We start from the raw sequence: 15,144 nt of genomic DNA on the forward strand, positions 1-15,144 counted from the left end.
CTATCGCACCGGGTCAACTTTGACCCGCACCGGCTGCTGGTCGCTGCCATCGAGCGTCACGCCGTGGTGTTCGGTATTGATGAACAGCAATTTGCCAGCCATCTCGATACGCGCACTGAGCGCATAGCGGTGACCTGGCTTGACCTGGGCACGGTCGTAGTCAAGGTGGAACGGCAGCGGCACATTGCCGTTGATCGGGCCGGCCTGGCGGGCCAGGGTCACGGCAGGCGCGTCCATCAGCGAGACGTCTTGCAACTCGACGCTCAGGGTCGCATTGGGCGGCAGGGCGATGCGCTGCAAGTAGAAAACTTCGCCATCCAGGCTTGCCTGGTCAGAGGGGCTGTGGCTGGAGCAGGCTGCGAGCAGGGATGCGCAACACAGCATAAAGAGCTTTTTCATGGAATCTCCGTAGACCTTGAAGCTGGCTTGTGACCAGCTCCAGGACTTTAGCGGATTTTCCGCGTGCAGTGGTCAGTCCAGACGGTTGCCGCCGTGGATGCCTTCAGGCACGTTACCGCCGTGGATACCGGCAATCGCACTGGCCACCTTGTCCACGACCACTCGCTGAGTGCCACAGGCATCAGGCAGATCGACCCGATGCTCAGTGGTGTTGATGTACAGCAGTTTGCCATCCTGTTCGATACACACCGCCAGCGCATAGCTGTGCCGCGGGTCGATCTGGTTGGCATCGAAGCTCAGCGACAGCCTGGCTGGCAGCAAACCTGCGCAGCGCACGTTCAACTGGGCCAGCGCGACCGAGGGCGCGTCAGCCAGGGAAACATCGAGCAAGCTGAGCTGAATCTGCGCGGCGGCTGGCAGCACATTGTCAGCGGTCGAGACGATTTCAACATCGATGGATTTCAGTAGCGTCATGTTGGAACTCCTTGAGGGGATCGAGCGCGATGATGCTGATCCCTCTCGAAGGTCGGGCGCAGGCTGAACGGTTACCCTTGGACCGTATCGACCGGCTCGTCGCGATGCAGCGCTACCTGGCGAATCGACAACCGCAGCTCTGCCGACAGCACCCGTTTGGCGACGCCTTCGGCCAGTTCGCCGAGCTTGGCGTGGTAGCCAAGCTTGCCGCTGTCATCGGCGCGCAGCACACCTTGCTCGATCAGCGTTTCAATGAAATGACGGAACAGGGTCTTGTCGAAGAATTCCGGCGCATTGAGGCCATGCAGAATCGACAGGCGCTGGGCCATGGTCACGCACAGCGCTTCGAGTTCTTCGGCGTTCAGGCTGTGCTGGCCACTGTTGAGCAACAGCGACGTCGCCATGTAGAAGCGTTGCAAGGTCTGGGTGATGGTGCGAGCCAGCAGCGTCAGCAGCACGAAAGGGCGCGAACTTGGGGCGGGGCGCATGTACACGTCGTTCTCGACGCGCAGCAGGCCGTGCTCGACCAGTGCCGCCAGCCATTGATCGATGACCTCATCGAGCTGCTCAGGGGGCCAGCGCAGGAACAGTTCGGCTTGCAGGTAGGGGTACAGGGCATGCACATACTGGCCAAGCAACTCGCGGCTCATGCGCGAACTACTGAGGAAGAAACTCGCCAGCAGCGCCGGCAGGGCGAAGATGTGCAAGACGTTGTTGCGGTAATAGGTCATCAGCACCGCATTGGCTTCATCCAGGTAGAGGATCCGGCCCAGCGCATCGTTCTGTTCAGCCAGCAGGTCCATGCCGCGCACGTGCTCGATCAGCGCATGGCCGTCGCCTTCAGGCAGGGTGGTGTGCGCCGAATACGGGACTTGCCGGAGCAAGGCAAGGTAGAGGTCGAGAACCTTAGTCAACGCGCGTTCGTCCAGGGCCAGTCGGCTGGTGGAAAGCAGGGCCAAGGCCACCAGATTGACCGGGTTGACCGCAGCGGCCTCGTTGAGATGACGGGCGACGGTCTGGCCCAGGCGCGCAGTGGTTTCGTTCAGCCAGGCCGGACGGTACTGCGGGCCCAGCGCCTGCTCGCGCCAGCCAGGCTGCTGCTGGTCGAGGAACGCGGCCAGGCGGATGGGCTCGCCAAAGTTGACAGCCACCTGGCCAAAGCGCTGCTTGAGGGCGCCGATGACCTTGAAGATGTCGAAGATCGATTCTTTCTTCTTGCTCGCACCGCGCAGCTCGCCGAGATACGTGCGGCCTTCAAGTACCCGCTCATAGCCGATGTAGACCGGAACGAAGACAATGGGTGTGCGTGAGGAACGCAGGAAGCTGCGTAAGGTGATCGCCAGCATCCCCGGGCGTGGCTGCAGCATCCGTCCGGTGCGCGAGCGGCCGCCTTCGACGAAGTACTCTACCGGGAAGCCCTTGGTGAACAGGGTGTGCAGGTACTCGTTGAACACGGCGGTGTACAACGGGTTGCCCTTGAAGGTACGGCGCATGAAGAAGGCACCGCCGCGGCGCAGCAGGCCGCCGATCACCGGCATGTTGAGATTGATGCCGGCGGCGATGTGCGGTGGCGTGAGGCCGTTGCGAAACAACAGGTAGGACAGCAGCAGGTAGTCGATATGGCTGCGGTGGCAGGGCACGTAGATGACTTCGTGACCCGGCGCGATGCCTTGGACCTGCTCGATGTGGTTGACCTTGATGCCGTCGTAGATCTTGTTCCAGAACCAGCTGAGCACCACTTCCAGGAAGCGGATCGCGGTGTAGGTATAGTCCGAGGCGATCTCGTTGGCGTAGTGCAGGGCCTTGGCTTCGGCCTTGGCTGGCGCCACCTGGTCGCGCTGCGCCTGCTCGGCGATCGCCTGGCGCACCAGCGGCGCGTGGATCAGGCCCTTTACCAGGTTGCGCCGGTGCGAGAGATCGGGGCCGATGACGGCGGTCTTGAGGTTGCGAAAGTGCACTCGCATCAAGCGCTGGGCCATGCGCACGGTGCGCTCATGGCCTTTGTTGTGCTGCACCAGTTCGCGCAGGTGAATCGGCGCTGAAAACTGCACGCGGGTCTTGCGTCCCAGAATCAGTACGGTCAGCAGCCGGCGCAGGCGCCCGGTCACCGCCCAGCTGTCGGCGAACAGCAATTTCCACGGGCTGCTCTCGCTGGCTGGGGTCTGCCCCCAGAATACGCTGACGGGAATGATCTGCGCGTCTTCCTCGGCGTGCTGACTGATGGCTGCGACCAGGCGCTCGAGCGTCGGCGGGGCGCCGCGTTTGTCGTGGCGTCCCAGCCAGTCCGGCTCGGGGGTCAGGTAGAAGAATGCGGCAGGCTCATGCAGTGCGCCAACTGCCACGGGCAAGACCGGGCGAGGCAGCCCCGCTTTGGTGCATTCGTGGTCGAGCACCGCCAGGTCGGTGAGCGAAGGCGAAGGCAGGGCGTAGAACACCGGCCGGCTACGGTCCAGGTTGAGGCTCATCGACGACTGGTTGATGGTTTCGGAACGCACCCACAGGTACATCAAGCGGCGCAGGGCGCCGAAGATCAGACGGCGCAGGGGGGAACGGGTCATGGGGTGAGTGGCCTGGAAATGATTATGTAAGGATGAACAGGTATTTAGTCTGCCGTATCGCTGCAAGTTCAGCAAAAGACCGTAAATACCGGGACGGTCATGAAAATATTTTGTTCTGTGTCATATACTCGGCCTGCCGCTTGCAGGATATTTCGCCAAGCGGCGTCGACGCAGGGAGGACCCCCTGCGTCTGCAAGGCGATCTTCACAATAAAAAATCCGGAGTAGTTCAGATGTCGTCTCGTGAGACTGGGAATGTTAAGTGGTTCAACGATGCCAAAGGCTATGGCTTCATTCAGCGCGAAGGTGGGGCGGATGTATTCGTCCACTATCGGGCGATCCGCGGTGAGGGGCATCGTACCCTGGTCGAAGGACAGCGTGTGGAGTACGCCTGCGTGCAGGGCCAGAAAGGCCTGCAGGCCGAGGACGTGGTCGGCCTGTAACCGGCCTCGAGCCACAAGCCTCTAGCCTCAAGCTGCAAGTGACCGTGTACTTGCAGCCTGATGCCATCCAGCTTTCAGCTTGCAGCTCAAGCCGTGCGCCAGGTGATTTCTTCTTCGCCGTCGGCGCTGATGCGGATCCAGCGGTCGGCATCTTCTTCGCCATCTTCCTCGACCCAGCCACCCGGTGCGCAGCGGACTTCCACGTTCAATGCAGCGAACGCGGCGCGGGCGCAGGCGACGTCGTCGACCCAGGGGGTCTGGTCGCTTTCCAGGTAGAGGCTGTTCCATTTCCCTACAGCCTTGGGTAACCAAGTGACCTTGATGTTACCGGCCAGGCACTTGAAGGTCTGACCCTTCTGTTGCCATTCGCTGCACGTGCCGATGGCCTGGCCAAGCCACTGGGCAATCTGGCGGTGGTCGACGTCGGCGTCTTTGAGGTAAATCTCGATATCAGGTTGGCGCATGAAGACTCCGGTGTGTACTCAGTGCTGGCGCAGGAAGTAGTCGTATCGCATGGAAACCGTGACCTCGAAAGGCTCAGGCTGTTCAATGACCCTGGCGCGCTTCTCGGCGCTGGCGCGCCAACCGTGCGGCGTCATTGCCAGCAGGTCGGCCCGCGCGCCGCGGTCGGCCAGGCTCAAGCGAAACGCCAACGTTTCGCTGTGCGCATGCACCATGCCTTCGGGCACCAGGGCCAGGTGCTTGTCATCGGCATAGGGGCGCACTTCATCGTAAAGCACTTCGCGCAGTTCCATCAGATGGCCGCTGGTCGGGCCAACCCGCATCAACCCACCGCCGGGGCTGAGCAGGCGCTGGGCTTCGTCCCAGTCCAGCGGGCTGAACACGCTGGCGATGAACTGACAGCTGGCGTCGGCCAGCGGCACGCGGGCCATGCTGGCGACCATCCAGGTAATCTCTGGGGCGCGACGGCAGGCACGCTTCACCGCTTCACGGGAAATATCCAACGCGTAGCCCGCCGCTTTTGGTAACGCCTCGCCAAGCTGGGCAGTGTAATAGCCTTCGCCGCAGCCGATGTCCAGCCAGGTCGCAGGCTCGCGCTCGGCGGCCAGTTGCGCCAGGCGCTGGGCGACCGGGGCATAGTGTCCGGCGTCGAGAAAGGCGCGGCGTGCCTCGACCATGGCCTGGTTGTCGCCCGGGTCGCGGCTATTCTTGTGCTGGACCGGCAGCAGGTTCAGGTAACCCTGGCGGGCTCGGTCGAAGCGATGACCCGCCGGGCAGACCACGCCATTGTCGAGTTGAGTCAGGGCCGCTTGGCAAAGAGGGCAGGCGAGCATCAGGCGAGCAACCGGACCAGGGTCTGGTAGTAGATTTCGCTGAGCAGGTCGAGGTCGCTGGCCAGGATGCGCTCGTCGACCTGGTGAATGGTGGCGTTGACCGGGCCAAGCTCGACCACCTGCGTGCCCATGGTGGCGATGAAACGGCCATCGGAGGTCCCGCCGCTGGTCGAAGGCTGGGTGTCGCGGCCGGTCACCCCTTTGATGCTGGCCGCCACCGCATCGAGCAGCTCGCCCGGTTCGGTCAGAAACGGCAGGCCCGACAACGCCCAGTCGATCGACCATTCAAGGGCGTGCTTGTCGAGGATCGCCGCTACCCGCGCCTGCAGGCCTTCGACGCTCGATTCGGTGGAGAAACGGAAATTGAACAACGCCGTCAGCTCGCCCGGCACGACATTGGTGGCGCCGGTGCCCGAGTTGAGGTTGGAGATCTGGAAGCTGGTTGGCGGAAAGAACGCATTGCCTCGATCCCAGTGCTCGGCTGCCAGCTCCGCCAGGGCCGGGGCCGCCAAGTGGATCGGGTTGCGCGCCAGGTGCGGATAGGCCACATGGCCTTGCTTGCCGCGTACGGTCAGCTTCGCACCGAGCGAGCCACGGCGACCGTTCTTGACCACATCGCCGAGCACCGTGGTGCTCGATGGCTCGCCGACGATGCACCAGTCCAGGCGCTCGTTACGCGCCTTGAGGCGCTCGACGACGGCTTTGGTGCCATGGTGCGCAGGCCCTTCTTCATCGCTGGTGATGAGGAAGGCAACTTTGCCACGGTGGTTGGGATAGTCCTGCACGAAGCGTTCGCTGGCGATCACCATCGAAGCCAGGCTGCCTTTCATGTCGGCAGCGCCACGCCCGCAGAGCATGCCATCGGCGTCGATCAGCGCTTCGAACGGCTCATGCTGCCACTGCTGCACCGGGCCGGTCGGCACCACGTCGGTGTGGCCGGCAAAGCACAGCACCGGCCCGTCCTGCTCGCCGTGGGTGGCCCAGAAGTTGTCGACGTCTTCGATGCGCATGGGCTCGAGCTGGAAGCCTACGGCGCCCAGGCGGTTCATCATCTGCGCCTGGCAATCGGCATCGATGGGGGTGACCGAGGGGCGACGGATCAAGTCGCAGGCCAGTTGCAGGGTAGGCGAGAGCTCGGCAGGGGCCGTCATGGGGAACTCCGGGGCAAGGCAAGGCGGGGAAATCTAAGGGGCGTTATCTTATATCAAAGCGATGAAGCGTTGGGGCCGCTGTGCAGCCCTTTCGCGACCTGAGGCCGCCCCTGCAGGGTGGACGGCCCCAAGCACATCAAGCCTGCTGCGGTTCTGCAGCTTTTTCTGCGGGTTTGGGCAGCGACGACAGAAACGCCATCACCAATGCCGCCACATACGGCAGCGACTGCACCAGCAACATCGCCACCCAGAAGCGCATGTCGGAGCTTGGCAGCCCCTGCACCAGGCATATCCCGGCCGCTGCGCCCCACAACAGCAACATGATGAACAGCTCTTCGCGCGCTTCTGAAATCGCCACCAGCAACCCATGACTGTCGGCATTCTTCGGCGTGCGGAAGAACGGCATGCTGCTGGTGAAGAAGCCATACAGCACGGCCTTGGCGATAGTGTGCGACAACGCAAGGCCAGCCAGCGCGGCGGCGAAAGCGTCCTTGAGGTCGACCCCCACCGCGCGGCGGTAGAGGAAAATGATCTTGCCGACCTTGAAGAAGAACAGCGCCAGCGGCGGGATGGCGAAGATCATCAGCGGCGGATCGACCCGGTGCGGCACGATGATCATCGCCGCCGACCACAACAGCGCGCCCACGGTGAAAAAGATGTTCATGCCGTCGGCCACCCATGGCAGCCAGCCGGCCAGGAAGTGGTAGCGCTGGCCGCGGGTCAGTTCGCTGCCTTTGCCGCGCAGCAAGGCGCCGGCATGGTGCTTGATGATCTGGATGGCGCCGTAGGCCCAGCGGAAACGTTGCTTCTTGAAGTCGATGAAGGTGTCGGGCATCAGGCCCTTGCCATAGCTGTTGTGCGCGTAGGCGGCCGACAGGCCCTTCTCGAACACCCGCAGGCCGAGCTCTGCGTCTTCGCAGATGCACCACTCGGCCCAGCCCAGCTCTTGCAGGACGCTGCGCCGGGTCATGGTCATGGTGCCGTGCTGGATGATCGCATCGCGGTCGTTGCGCGTGACCATGCCGATGTGAAAGAACCCCTTGTACTCGCTGTAGCACAGCTTCTTGAACGCGCTTTCGTGCTGGTCGCGGTAATCCTGCGGCGACTGCACCACGGCGATCTTCGGATCGGCGAAGTGCGGCACCATGTGCTTGAGCCAGTTGCGATCGACGCAGTAGTCCGAGTCGATCACGGCAATCACCTCGGCATCCTTGGCCGTATGCGGCAGCAGGTAGTTCAGGGCGCCCCCCTTGAAGCCGGCCAGCGGTGCGACGTGGAAGAACTTGAAGCGCTCACCGAGCTGCTCGCAGTGGGCCTTGAGCGGCTCCCACACGGCAGGGTCCTTGGTGTTGTTGTCGATCACCAGCACTTCGTAGTCGGGATAATCCAGAGCGGCGAGGGCATCTAGGGTCTGCTTGACCATCTCCGGTGGCTCGTTGTAGCAGGGGACGTGCACCGACACCTTGGGCCGGTAGGCGCTGTCGCCCTGCACCGGGAGAAACTCGCGGCGGCGCTTGTGGATCCACACCGCCTCGGCCAGCTCATGCGCTTCGGTCAACAGCACGATGAACACGCCCAGCGCACCGAGCGCCAGCAACATTCCCACGGTCAGGCTGAACCAGGTGCTGTATTGCTGGCTGTAGTCATAGGCGATCCACACCAGTACCGATCCGCACAGGAAGGTGATGAAGGTCAGGAACGTACGCCCACGCTGGCGCAGGGCAGAGCCGTCGATCAGCAGTACGGTCAGGGCGATCATGGCCAGGACCACCGAGGCGACCGCCAGCGCTCGCCACTGGGGAATCGCCACCACCGGCCCTTCGAAGTTGAATTTCTGCTGCCGTTCGGCGTTGAACACCCCCCAGTAGGCGCCCACCGAACCTTCGTCACTGGCCTTCCAGGGCTGGTCGTAGGCTTCGATGACGAAATAGTTGTAGCCGCGGCGGTTCAAGGTGTTGACCAGCGTACGCAGGTAGATGGCCTGGTCGGCCTGGGTGGCATCGGCGCCACCGCGCATGCGGCCATTGCTGGGCCAACCGACCTCCGACAGCAGCAGCGACTTGTGCGAGAACTGCTGGCGCAGTTCGCGCGCGCGGTCGAGCACGAATTGCACCGAGTCTTTCATCGGCACGAATTCCCAATAGGGCAGGATGTGCGCGGCGATCAGGTCGACGTGCTGGCCCAGCTCGGGGTTTTCCTTCCAGATGTGCCACTGTTCACTGGTGGTGACCGGCACTTTCACCGCTGCGCGGACCCGGTCCAGGTAGGCGATCAGCTCCTGCGCGGTGACCTCCTCGCGAAACAGCGCTTCGTTGCCCACCACCACCCGCACCACGCTGCGCGAATGGTTGGCGAGCTCGATGCCCTTGGCGATCTCGCGCTCGTTGCGCTCCAGGTCCTTGCTGATCCAGATGCCCAGCGTCACTCGCAGGCCAAGCTCTTCGGCCAGGCGCGGAATCTCTGCCTGGGTGCCCTCGACGGTGTAGATACGGATGTTGTCGGTGAGCTTGTTCATCTGCTCAAGATCCTGACGCATCTCGTCTTCAGTGGGGTACTGACCTTTCTGCGGGCTTTCGCCGAGGCGAAACGGCGAATACGAAAATCCTGAGATCTGTTCGGGCCAGGCAGGCGCGGACACCGGGCGATTGATCAGTGCCCAGAACCCGGTGAACAGTGCGGCAATGGCCAGGACCACCACCAGATTGAGGCCGAATTTGCGAGATGACATTGTGAACCGTTTTGATCTGAGGGATAGGACATTAAAGCAGTAATGATGGGGTCTTTCCTAACGATGGAGGTCAACGCCATCACTGGCCTATAATGCGCGCCGTTTTTGCGTCAGAGCCCAGGGGTACCGACATGAGCACAGAAGATCCACGCTTCGCTGGCGTTGCCCGGCTGTATGGCGAGCAAGGGCTGCAGCGCCTGGCCAACGCCCATGTGGCCGTGGTCGGCATTGGCGGCGTCGGCTCGTGGGCTGCCGAAGCGCTGGCACGCAGTGGCGTGGGCGAGATCACCCTGTTCGACCTGGACGACGTCTGCGTCAGCAACACCAACCGTCAGGCTCACGCGCTGGAAGGCCAGGTGGGCCGGCCCAAGGTCGAGGTGATGGCCGAGCGCCTGCGGGCGATCAATCCGGCGCTCAGCGTGCATGCGGTAGCGGATTTCGTCACCCGCGACACCATGGTCGAGTACATTCACGAAGACCTCGATGCGGTGATCGATTGCATCGACAGCGTGATGGCCAAGGCTGCGCTGATCGCCTGGTGCCGGCGCCGCAAGATCGCCGTGGTCACCACCGGCGGCGCCGGCGGGCAGATCGACCCCACGCAGATCCAGGTCGGCGACCTCAACAAGACCTTCAACGACCCCCTGGCCTCGCGAGTACGCTCGACCTTGCGCCGCGACTACAACTTCTCGCGCAACGTCAGCCGCAACTATGGGGTGCCCTGTGTGTTTTCCAGCGAGCAGCTGCGCTACCCCAAGGGCGATGGCAGTGTGTGCCTGCAAAAAAGCTTCGTCGGCGAAGGCGTACGGCTGGACTGCGCCGGGGGCTTCGGTGCGGTGATGATGGTAACCGCGACCTTCGGCATGGTCGCGGCGAGCAAGGCGATCGAGAAGCTGGTGGCGGGGGCGCGGCGGCCCTCTGAGCGGGTCAAGCCTGAGTAAGGACCAGGCTTCACTCGGTCATCCGCGCCGCCCCCGGCACGCGGGCTCGCTAGCCGGGCCCTGTCAACTGCGCCATGCGCAGCAACACCGCATGCAGGCCATTGCTGCGTGAGGGCGACAATTGTCGTGCCAGCCCCAGCTGGGTGAACCAGTCACGCAGATCGAGCTCCGCCAATTGCGTGCTGGGCAAGCCTTGCACCCTTACCAGCAACAGTGCCAGCAAGCCGCGTAGCAGGCGCGCATCGCTGCTGGCCTTGAAGCGCCATTGCCCCTCGACCTGGTCGGCCACCAGCCACACCCGGCTCTCACAGCCGTGCACGCGGTTGGCCTCGGTCTTGTCAGCGTGATCCAGCGGCTCGAGCTGCTCGCCCCACTGCATCAGCAGCCGGGCGCGTTGCTCCCAGGCCTGGCACTGGGCAAACGCTTGCAGCGCTTGCTGCGCCGGTGCCGACAAGCTCATCGCAGCAGCTCCAGGCTTTGGTCCAGTGCAGTGAAGAAGCGTTGCAGGTCATCGCTGTCGTTGTACAGCCCCAGTGACACGCGAATCGCCCCCTGCAGCCCCAGCCCGTTGAGCAACGGCATCGCGCAGTGATGCCCGGCGCGCACCGCGATACCTTGCTCGGTGAGCAAATGGGCGATGTCGGCATTGTGCACGCCGTCGATGACGAAGCTGGCCAGCGCGGCCTGGGGCGCACCCAGCAGGCGTACCCCCTCGCGGTCACCCAGGCCACGTAGCAGGTGCTGGTGCAGGCTGGCTTCGTGGGCCTGCACGGCATTCGGGTCAAGACTGGCCAGGTAGTCCAGCGTCGCGCCCAGTCCGATCACCCCGGCAATCGGCGGGGTGCCGGCCTCGAAGCCCAGCGGCGCAGGGCGGAAACTGGCGCTCTGATAGTCAGCCAGCTGCACCATTTCGCCTCCGAACTGCCAGTGACGTAACATGGCCAAGGCCTGGCGCTGGCCGTACAGCACGCCGACCCCGTCCGGGCCGTACAGCTTGTGGCTGGAGAACACATAGAAATCGCAATCGAGTTGCTGCACGTCATGGCGACCATGCACCACGCCCTGGGCACCGTCGACCACACTCAGAGCACCTTGGGCACGGGCGTGGGCCAGCAGCGCCGGCAGCGGTTGCCAGGTCCCCAGCACGTTGGACAGCTGGCTGATGGCGAGCACGCGGGTGCGCGGGCCGATCAGTTGCAATGCCTGCTCCAGATCGACCTGGCCCTGGGCGTTGAGCGGCAAGACCACCAGGCGCAGGTTGCGCCGTTGCGCCAGCTGTTGCCAGGGCAGCAGGTTGGCGTGATGCTCCAGGGCACTGATGGCAATCTCATCACCTGCCTCGAAACGGTGCTCCAGGCCGTAGGCCAGCAGGTTCAGCGCCGAGGTGGCCCCGTGGGTGAAGACGATCTGCTGGGCGTCTGCGGCGTTGAGCCAGGCTGCCACCTTGTCGCGGCTGGTTTCGAAGGCCTGGGTGGCCAAGGCGCCTGGCAGGTGCTGGGCGCGGTGGACGTTGGCGGCGCCGTGGCCGTAGTAGTGGCTCAGGGCGTCGAGCAGCGCTTGCGGCTTCTGCGTGGTGGCAGCGCTGTCCAGGTAGGTCTGGTGCTGCCGTTGCAGGGCGGCGATAGCGGGGAAATCGGCGCGCCAGGGAGAGGGCTGGAACATGTTCGCGGGGCCTGGAATGAAAATCGGGTCTGGCGCGTGAACGCCAGACCCGATCTTAACACTTCGAGCCCTTCAGGGTTTTCAGTTGTGGGCGTGCAGCGCCTCGTTCAGCTCGATGGCCGACTTGTGCGTCTTGCACTCCACCGCGCCATTGAGCGAGTTGCGACGGAACAGCAGGTCGGTCTGGCCCGCCAGATCGCGCGCCTTGACCACTTTGACCAGCTCGTTGTGCTCGTCGAGCAGGTTCACCTTGGTGCCAGCGGTGATGTACAGGCCCGCCTCGACCGTGTTGCGATCGCCCAGCGGAATGCCGATGCCTGCGTTGGCGCCGATCAGGCAGCCTTCGCCGACCTTGATCACGATGTTGCCGCCACCGGACAGGGTGCCCATGGTCGAGCAGCCACCGCCGAGGTCCGAGCCCTTGCCGACGAACACGCCCGCGGACACGCGGCCTTCGATCATGCCGGGGCCTTCGGTACCGGCGTTAAAGTTGACGAAGCCTTCGTGCATGATGGTGGTGCCTTCGCCGATGTAGGCGCCCAGGCGCACACGGGCGGTGTCGGCGATACGCACCCCGGCCGGGACCACGTAGTCGGTCATCTTCGGGAACTTGTCTACCGAGAAGACTTCCAGCAGCTCGCCTTTCAGACGGGCTTCGAGTTGCAGCTCGGCCAATTCGCTCAGGTCGACCGCGCCCTGGTTGGTCCAGGCCACGTTCGGCAGCAGCGGGAAGATGCCGGCCAGGCTCACGCCGTGCGGCTTGACCAGGCGGTGCGACAGCAGGTGCAGCTTGAGGTAGGCCTCTGGGGTCGAGGTCAGTGCAGCGTCTTCAGCCAGTACGGTGGCAACCAGCGGCTTATGGCTTTCGGCCAGGCGGGTCAGCAAGGCAGCCTGAGCGGCGTCGACGCCCTTGAGGGCTTCGGCCAGCTTGCCGGCCTGAGCATTGCTGAACGCGATGGCCTGGTTGCCACCTTCGTAGCCGAGGATCGGCGCGACTGCAGCCACCAGCTCTGCGCTTGGGTTGAGCAACGGCTGGGCGTAGAACACTTCCAGCCAGGTGCCCTGACGGTTCTGGGAGCCGACACCGAAGGCCAGGCTGAACAGGGTATTGGACATGTAATTACCTCGTGCGAAATGGAGTAGGGGGCTCAAGCCAGCGCTGCGGCGTACAGGTCGGGCTTGAAGCCGACCAGGGTGCGCTCGCCAAGGTCGAGCACCGGGCGCTTGATCATCGACGGCTGGGCGTGCATCAGCTCCACGGCCTTGGCCTGATCGATGTCGGCCTTGCTGGCGTCATCGAGCTTGCGGAAGGTGGTACCGGCACGGTTGAGGATGACTTCCCAGCCGTGCTCGTCACACCAGCGGTTCAGGCGTTCGCGGTCGATGCCTTGGGTCTTGTAATCATGGAATTCGTAGGCGATGCCCTGGTCTTCTAGCCAGGTACGTGCCTTCTTCATGGTGTCGCAGGCTTTGATGCCGTAAAGCGTGTAGGTCATTGTGCACATTGAGGCCACAGGCTGCCTCAATTCTCCGTTGTCGATGTCAGTCGCGCGATTATGCGGGAACGACTGCCCGAGCGCCACGGCTGTGGCCGTCGCAAGCGACCGGGCGTGGGCCGACGTTGCCTTTCGCACGCGGTGCAAGCCGGTGCAGTAGTTGCCCACTGCGAGCGCGGGGCGAGCAGCTGCGACTTTTGTGCAGCGGCTTGTTGCAAAGGTTGTGTCTTAACATGTCGATTGGAATCGCCCAGGTGTCGCCAGACGCCTGTCGCGTTGTTACTGGATTCAGAGGAAACCTCGCCGTATGCAGTCCGCTTATACCGTTCTCATCCTGCTGATGCTGGTGAGCGTCTCCAAGCTGGTCGGGAGGGTGCTTCCGGTGCCGTTGCCGTTGGTGCAAATTGGCGCCGGCGCGCTGCTGGCCTGGCCGACCCTGGGTTTTCACGTCACCCTCAACCCTGAGCTGTTTCTCTTTCTCTTCTTGCCGCCGCTGCTGTTCGCCGATGGCTGGCGCATCCCCAAGCGCGAGCTGTGGCGCCTGCGCGGGCCAGTGGTGGCGTTGGCGGTGGGGCTGGTGCTGTTCACGGTGATCGGCGCCGGTTTTTTCATTCACTGGATCCTGCCCGATATCCCGTTGCCGGTGGCCTTCGCCTTGGCGGCAGTGCTGTCGCCGACCGATGCCGTGGCGGTGTCGGCCATCACCCAGGGCCGGCTGCCGACGCCTTTGATGCACATGCTGCAAGGTGAGGCGCTGCTCAATGACGCGTCGGGTCTGGTGACCTTCAAGTTCGCCCTGGCCGCGGCCATCACCGGTGTGTTCTCCCTGGCCGACGCCAGCCTCACCTTCGCCCTGGTCGCGCTGGGCGGGCTGGCCCTGGGCGTTGCCTTGAGCTGGCTGCTGGGCCGCTTGCGCATGTGGATGATCGCCCGGGGCTGGGACGACCCAGCGACCCACGTCGTATTCATGCTCCTGCTGCCATTCGCTGCCTACGTGCTGGCCGAGCGCCTGGGCGCCTCGGGGATTCTCTCTGCAGTGGCCGCTGGCATGATGCAGAGCTGGCTCGACTTGCTGCCGCGCCAGACCAGCACCCGCTTGCTCAACCGCAGCGTGTGGTCGTTGCTGGAGTTTGCCTTCAACGGGCTGATCTTCCTGCTGCTGGGCTTGCAGTTGCCGGACATCGTCAAGGCGGTGGCCAGCCACGAAACTTCCTTGTGGCCGACCCTGGCCTATCGCTGTTTCGATGTGTTGGCGATCTTCGCTGTGCTCATCGTGCTGCGCTTCGTCTGGGTGCAGAGCATCTGGCGCAGCATTGGGGTGATTCGCCGCTGGCGCGGCAAGCCGGCGTTGGTGCTGGTACCCACGGCCCGTTCCTGCTGGTTGCTGACCCTCGGCGGCGTACGTGGCGCGGTGACCTTGGCGGGGGTCATGTCGGTGCCTTTGTTGATCGCCCCTGGCAGCGCATTTCCAGAGCGCGACCTGCTCATCTTCATCGCCGCAGGGGTGATCCTGCTGTCGCTGATCGGCGCCTGCGTGGCCCTGCCGCTGTTGTTGCGCGGCGTCGACAAGAGCCCCGATGAGCGCCTGCAGCAGGAAGTCGACGCGGCGCGCAAGCTGACCGCCGAAGCGGCCATCCATGCCTTGGAAGCCGAAGAGGTCATCGACGCTGGTACGGCGCCAGATGCCGCGCAGGCAACCCTGGCGACCGAGCTCAAGGCACGCTTGATGGCCGAGTACCGCGAAGCACTGGAGAGTTTCGACGACACCGATGAGGCGCGCGCCCTGGCCCAGCAAATGGATCAGCTTGAGCGGCGCCTGCGCTTGAAGGCGCTGCGGGCCCAGCGTCTGGAGCTCTACGAGCTGCACCGCAGGCATCGGGTCGGTGATGAAGTCGTGCGCAAGGTGCTGGGCGAGTTGGACATGGCAGAGGCCAACCTGGGGCAGGGCAGGTAGCGCAGGGGTCGCTGCCAGCGGGGCGCTGTGCGCGCCCCGCGTCC

The 15,144-nt window shown here is 63.9% G+C and carries 14 protein-coding genes; 3 read left to right on the forward strand and 11 right to left on the reverse strand.

Annotated features, from left to right (window positions below; genetic code table 11):
* The 3 genes from FS665_RS07455 to plsB form a co-directional block, all read right to left on the reverse strand.
* On the reverse strand, positions 1-399 hold the full coding sequence (locus FS665_RS07455) for a YbaY family lipoprotein (protein WP_145185643.1): 399 nt from the start codon (positions 397-399) through the stop codon (positions 1-3).
* A 72-nt stretch (positions 400-471) separates the two neighbouring features.
* A complete protein-coding gene (locus tag FS665_RS07460; RefSeq protein WP_145185646.1) occupies positions 472-873 on the reverse strand; it encodes a YbaY family lipoprotein in 402 nt (133 codons plus the stop codon).
* A 71-nt stretch (positions 874-944) separates the two neighbouring features.
* On the reverse strand, positions 945-3,431 hold the full coding sequence (plsB, locus tag FS665_RS07465) for a glycerol-3-phosphate 1-O-acyltransferase PlsB (protein WP_145185649.1): 2,487 nt from the start codon (positions 3,429-3,431) through the stop codon (positions 945-947).
* 232 nt (positions 3,432-3,663) lie between these two features.
* Here plsB and FS665_RS07470 point away from each other — a divergent pair, with 232 nt between their 5' ends.
* Positions 3,664-3,873 carry a cold-shock protein gene (locus FS665_RS07470; RefSeq protein ID WP_003252255.1) on the forward strand — a complete coding sequence of 70 codons (210 nt, stop codon included), beginning with the start codon at positions 3,664-3,666 and terminating at the stop codon, positions 3,871-3,873.
* An 86-nt stretch (positions 3,874-3,959) separates the two neighbouring features.
* On the opposite strand, the gene FS665_RS07475 is transcribed toward FS665_RS07470, so the two are convergent.
* The 4 genes from FS665_RS07475 to FS665_RS07490 form a co-directional block, all read right to left on the reverse strand.
* A complete protein-coding gene (locus FS665_RS07475) occupies positions 3,960-4,337 on the reverse strand; it encodes a hypothetical protein (protein ID WP_145185652.1) in 378 nt (125 codons plus the stop codon).
* Positions 4,338-4,355: 18 nt separating this feature from the next.
* Positions 4,356-5,168, reverse strand: coding sequence for a putative RNA methyltransferase (locus tag FS665_RS07480; protein ID WP_145185655.1), 813 nt, complete (start codon positions 5,166-5,168; stop codon positions 4,356-4,358).
* Entirely contained in the window at positions 5,168-6,319 is a 1,152-nt protein-coding gene (gene dapE, locus FS665_RS07485) for a succinyl-diaminopimelate desuccinylase (RefSeq protein WP_145185658.1), read from the reverse strand. Before dapE ends, FS665_RS07480 begins: the two co-directional genes overlap by 1 nt.
* Before the next feature lie 136 nt (positions 6,320-6,455).
* On the reverse strand, positions 6,456-9,047 hold the full coding sequence (locus FS665_RS07490) for a glycosyltransferase (protein WP_145185661.1): 2,592 nt from the start codon (positions 9,045-9,047) through the stop codon (positions 6,456-6,458).
* A gap of 131 nt (positions 9,048-9,178) precedes the next feature.
* Here FS665_RS07490 and tcdA point away from each other — a divergent pair, with 131 nt between their 5' ends.
* Entirely contained in the window at positions 9,179-9,988 is an 810-nt protein-coding gene (gene tcdA, locus FS665_RS07495) for a tRNA cyclic N6-threonylcarbamoyladenosine(37) synthase TcdA (RefSeq protein ID WP_145185664.1), read from the forward strand.
* Between the two features lie 49 nt (positions 9,989-10,037).
* Here the strand turns inward: tcdA and FS665_RS07500 are convergent, their stop codons facing one another.
* The 4 genes from FS665_RS07500 to FS665_RS07515 all read right to left on the reverse strand — a co-directional run bounded on the left by FS665_RS07500 (position 10,038) and on the right by FS665_RS07515 (position 13,146).
* A complete protein-coding gene (locus tag FS665_RS07500) occupies positions 10,038-10,448 on the reverse strand; it encodes a SufE family protein (RefSeq protein WP_145185667.1) in 411 nt (136 codons plus the stop codon).
* Entirely contained in the window at positions 10,445-11,650 is a 1,206-nt protein-coding gene (locus FS665_RS07505; protein WP_145185670.1) for a cysteine desulfurase, read from the reverse strand. Before FS665_RS07505 ends, FS665_RS07500 begins: the two co-directional genes overlap by 4 nt.
* Positions 11,651-11,731: 81 nt before the next feature.
* On the reverse strand, positions 11,732-12,766 hold the full coding sequence (gene dapD, locus FS665_RS07510; RefSeq protein WP_145185675.1) for a 2,3,4,5-tetrahydropyridine-2,6-dicarboxylate N-succinyltransferase: 1,035 nt from the start codon (positions 12,764-12,766) through the stop codon (positions 11,732-11,734).
* A 32-nt stretch (positions 12,767-12,798) separates the two neighbouring features.
* Entirely contained in the window at positions 12,799-13,146 is a 348-nt protein-coding gene (locus tag FS665_RS07515) for an ArsC family reductase (protein WP_178108304.1), read from the reverse strand.
* Positions 13,147-13,453: 307 nt separating this feature from the next.
* On the opposite strand from FS665_RS07515, the gene FS665_RS07520 reads away from it, so the two are divergent.
* A complete protein-coding gene (locus FS665_RS07520; RefSeq protein WP_145185683.1) occupies positions 13,454-15,100 on the forward strand; it encodes a Na+/H+ antiporter in 1,647 nt (548 codons plus the stop codon).
* Positions 15,101-15,144: the final 44 nt, after the last annotated feature.

The organism is Pseudomonas sp. URMO17WK12:I11 (assembly GCF_007677725.1).
Classification (GTDB): domain Bacteria; phylum Pseudomonadota; class Gammaproteobacteria; order Pseudomonadales; family Pseudomonadaceae; genus Aquipseudomonas.

What these genes read in the sequence shown, in the direction of transcription:
- FS665_RS07470 (WP_003252255.1), top strand. Translation starts at nt 3,664, where the DNA reads ATGTCGTCTCGTGAGACTGGGAATGTTAAGTGGTTCAACGATGCCAAA.
- FS665_RS07460 (WP_145185646.1), bottom strand. Translation starts at nt 873, where the DNA reads ATGACGCTACTGAAATCCATCGATGTTGAAATCGTCTCGACCGCTGAC.
- FS665_RS07490 (WP_145185661.1), bottom strand. Translation starts at nt 9,047, where the DNA reads ATGTCATCTCGCAAATTCGGCCTCAATCTGGTGGTGGTCCTGGCCATT.
- FS665_RS07455 (WP_145185643.1), bottom strand. Translation starts at nt 399, where the DNA reads ATGAAAAAGCTCTTTATGCTGTGTTGCGCATCCCTGCTCGCAGCCTGC.
- dapE (WP_145185658.1), bottom strand. Translation starts at nt 6,319, where the DNA reads ATGACGGCCCCTGCCGAGCTCTCGCCTACCCTGCAACTGGCCTGCGAC.
- dapD (WP_145185675.1), bottom strand. Translation starts at nt 12,766, where the DNA reads ATGTCCAATACCCTGTTCAGCCTGGCCTTCGGTGTCGGCTCCCAGAAC.
- FS665_RS07500 (WP_145185667.1), bottom strand. Translation starts at nt 10,448, where the DNA reads ATGAGCTTGTCGGCACCGGCGCAGCAAGCGCTGCAAGCGTTTGCCCAG.
- FS665_RS07480 (WP_145185655.1), bottom strand. Translation starts at nt 5,168, where the DNA reads ATGCTCGCCTGCCCTCTTTGCCAAGCGGCCCTGACTCAACTCGACAAT.
- FS665_RS07475 (WP_145185652.1), bottom strand. Translation starts at nt 4,337, where the DNA reads ATGCGCCAACCTGATATCGAGATTTACCTCAAAGACGCCGACGTCGAC.
- FS665_RS07520 (WP_145185683.1), top strand. Translation starts at nt 13,454, where the DNA reads ATGCAGTCCGCTTATACCGTTCTCATCCTGCTGATGCTGGTGAGCGTC.
- tcdA (WP_145185664.1), top strand. Translation starts at nt 9,179, where the DNA reads ATGAGCACAGAAGATCCACGCTTCGCTGGCGTTGCCCGGCTGTATGGC.
- plsB (WP_145185649.1), bottom strand. Translation starts at nt 3,431, where the DNA reads ATGACCCGTTCCCCCCTGCGCCGTCTGATCTTCGGCGCCCTGCGCCGC.
- FS665_RS07515 (WP_178108304.1), bottom strand. Translation starts at nt 13,146, where the DNA reads ATGACCTACACGCTTTACGGCATCAAAGCCTGCGACACCATGAAGAAG.
- FS665_RS07505 (WP_145185670.1), bottom strand. Translation starts at nt 11,650, where the DNA reads ATGTTCCAGCCCTCTCCCTGGCGCGCCGATTTCCCCGCTATCGCCGCC.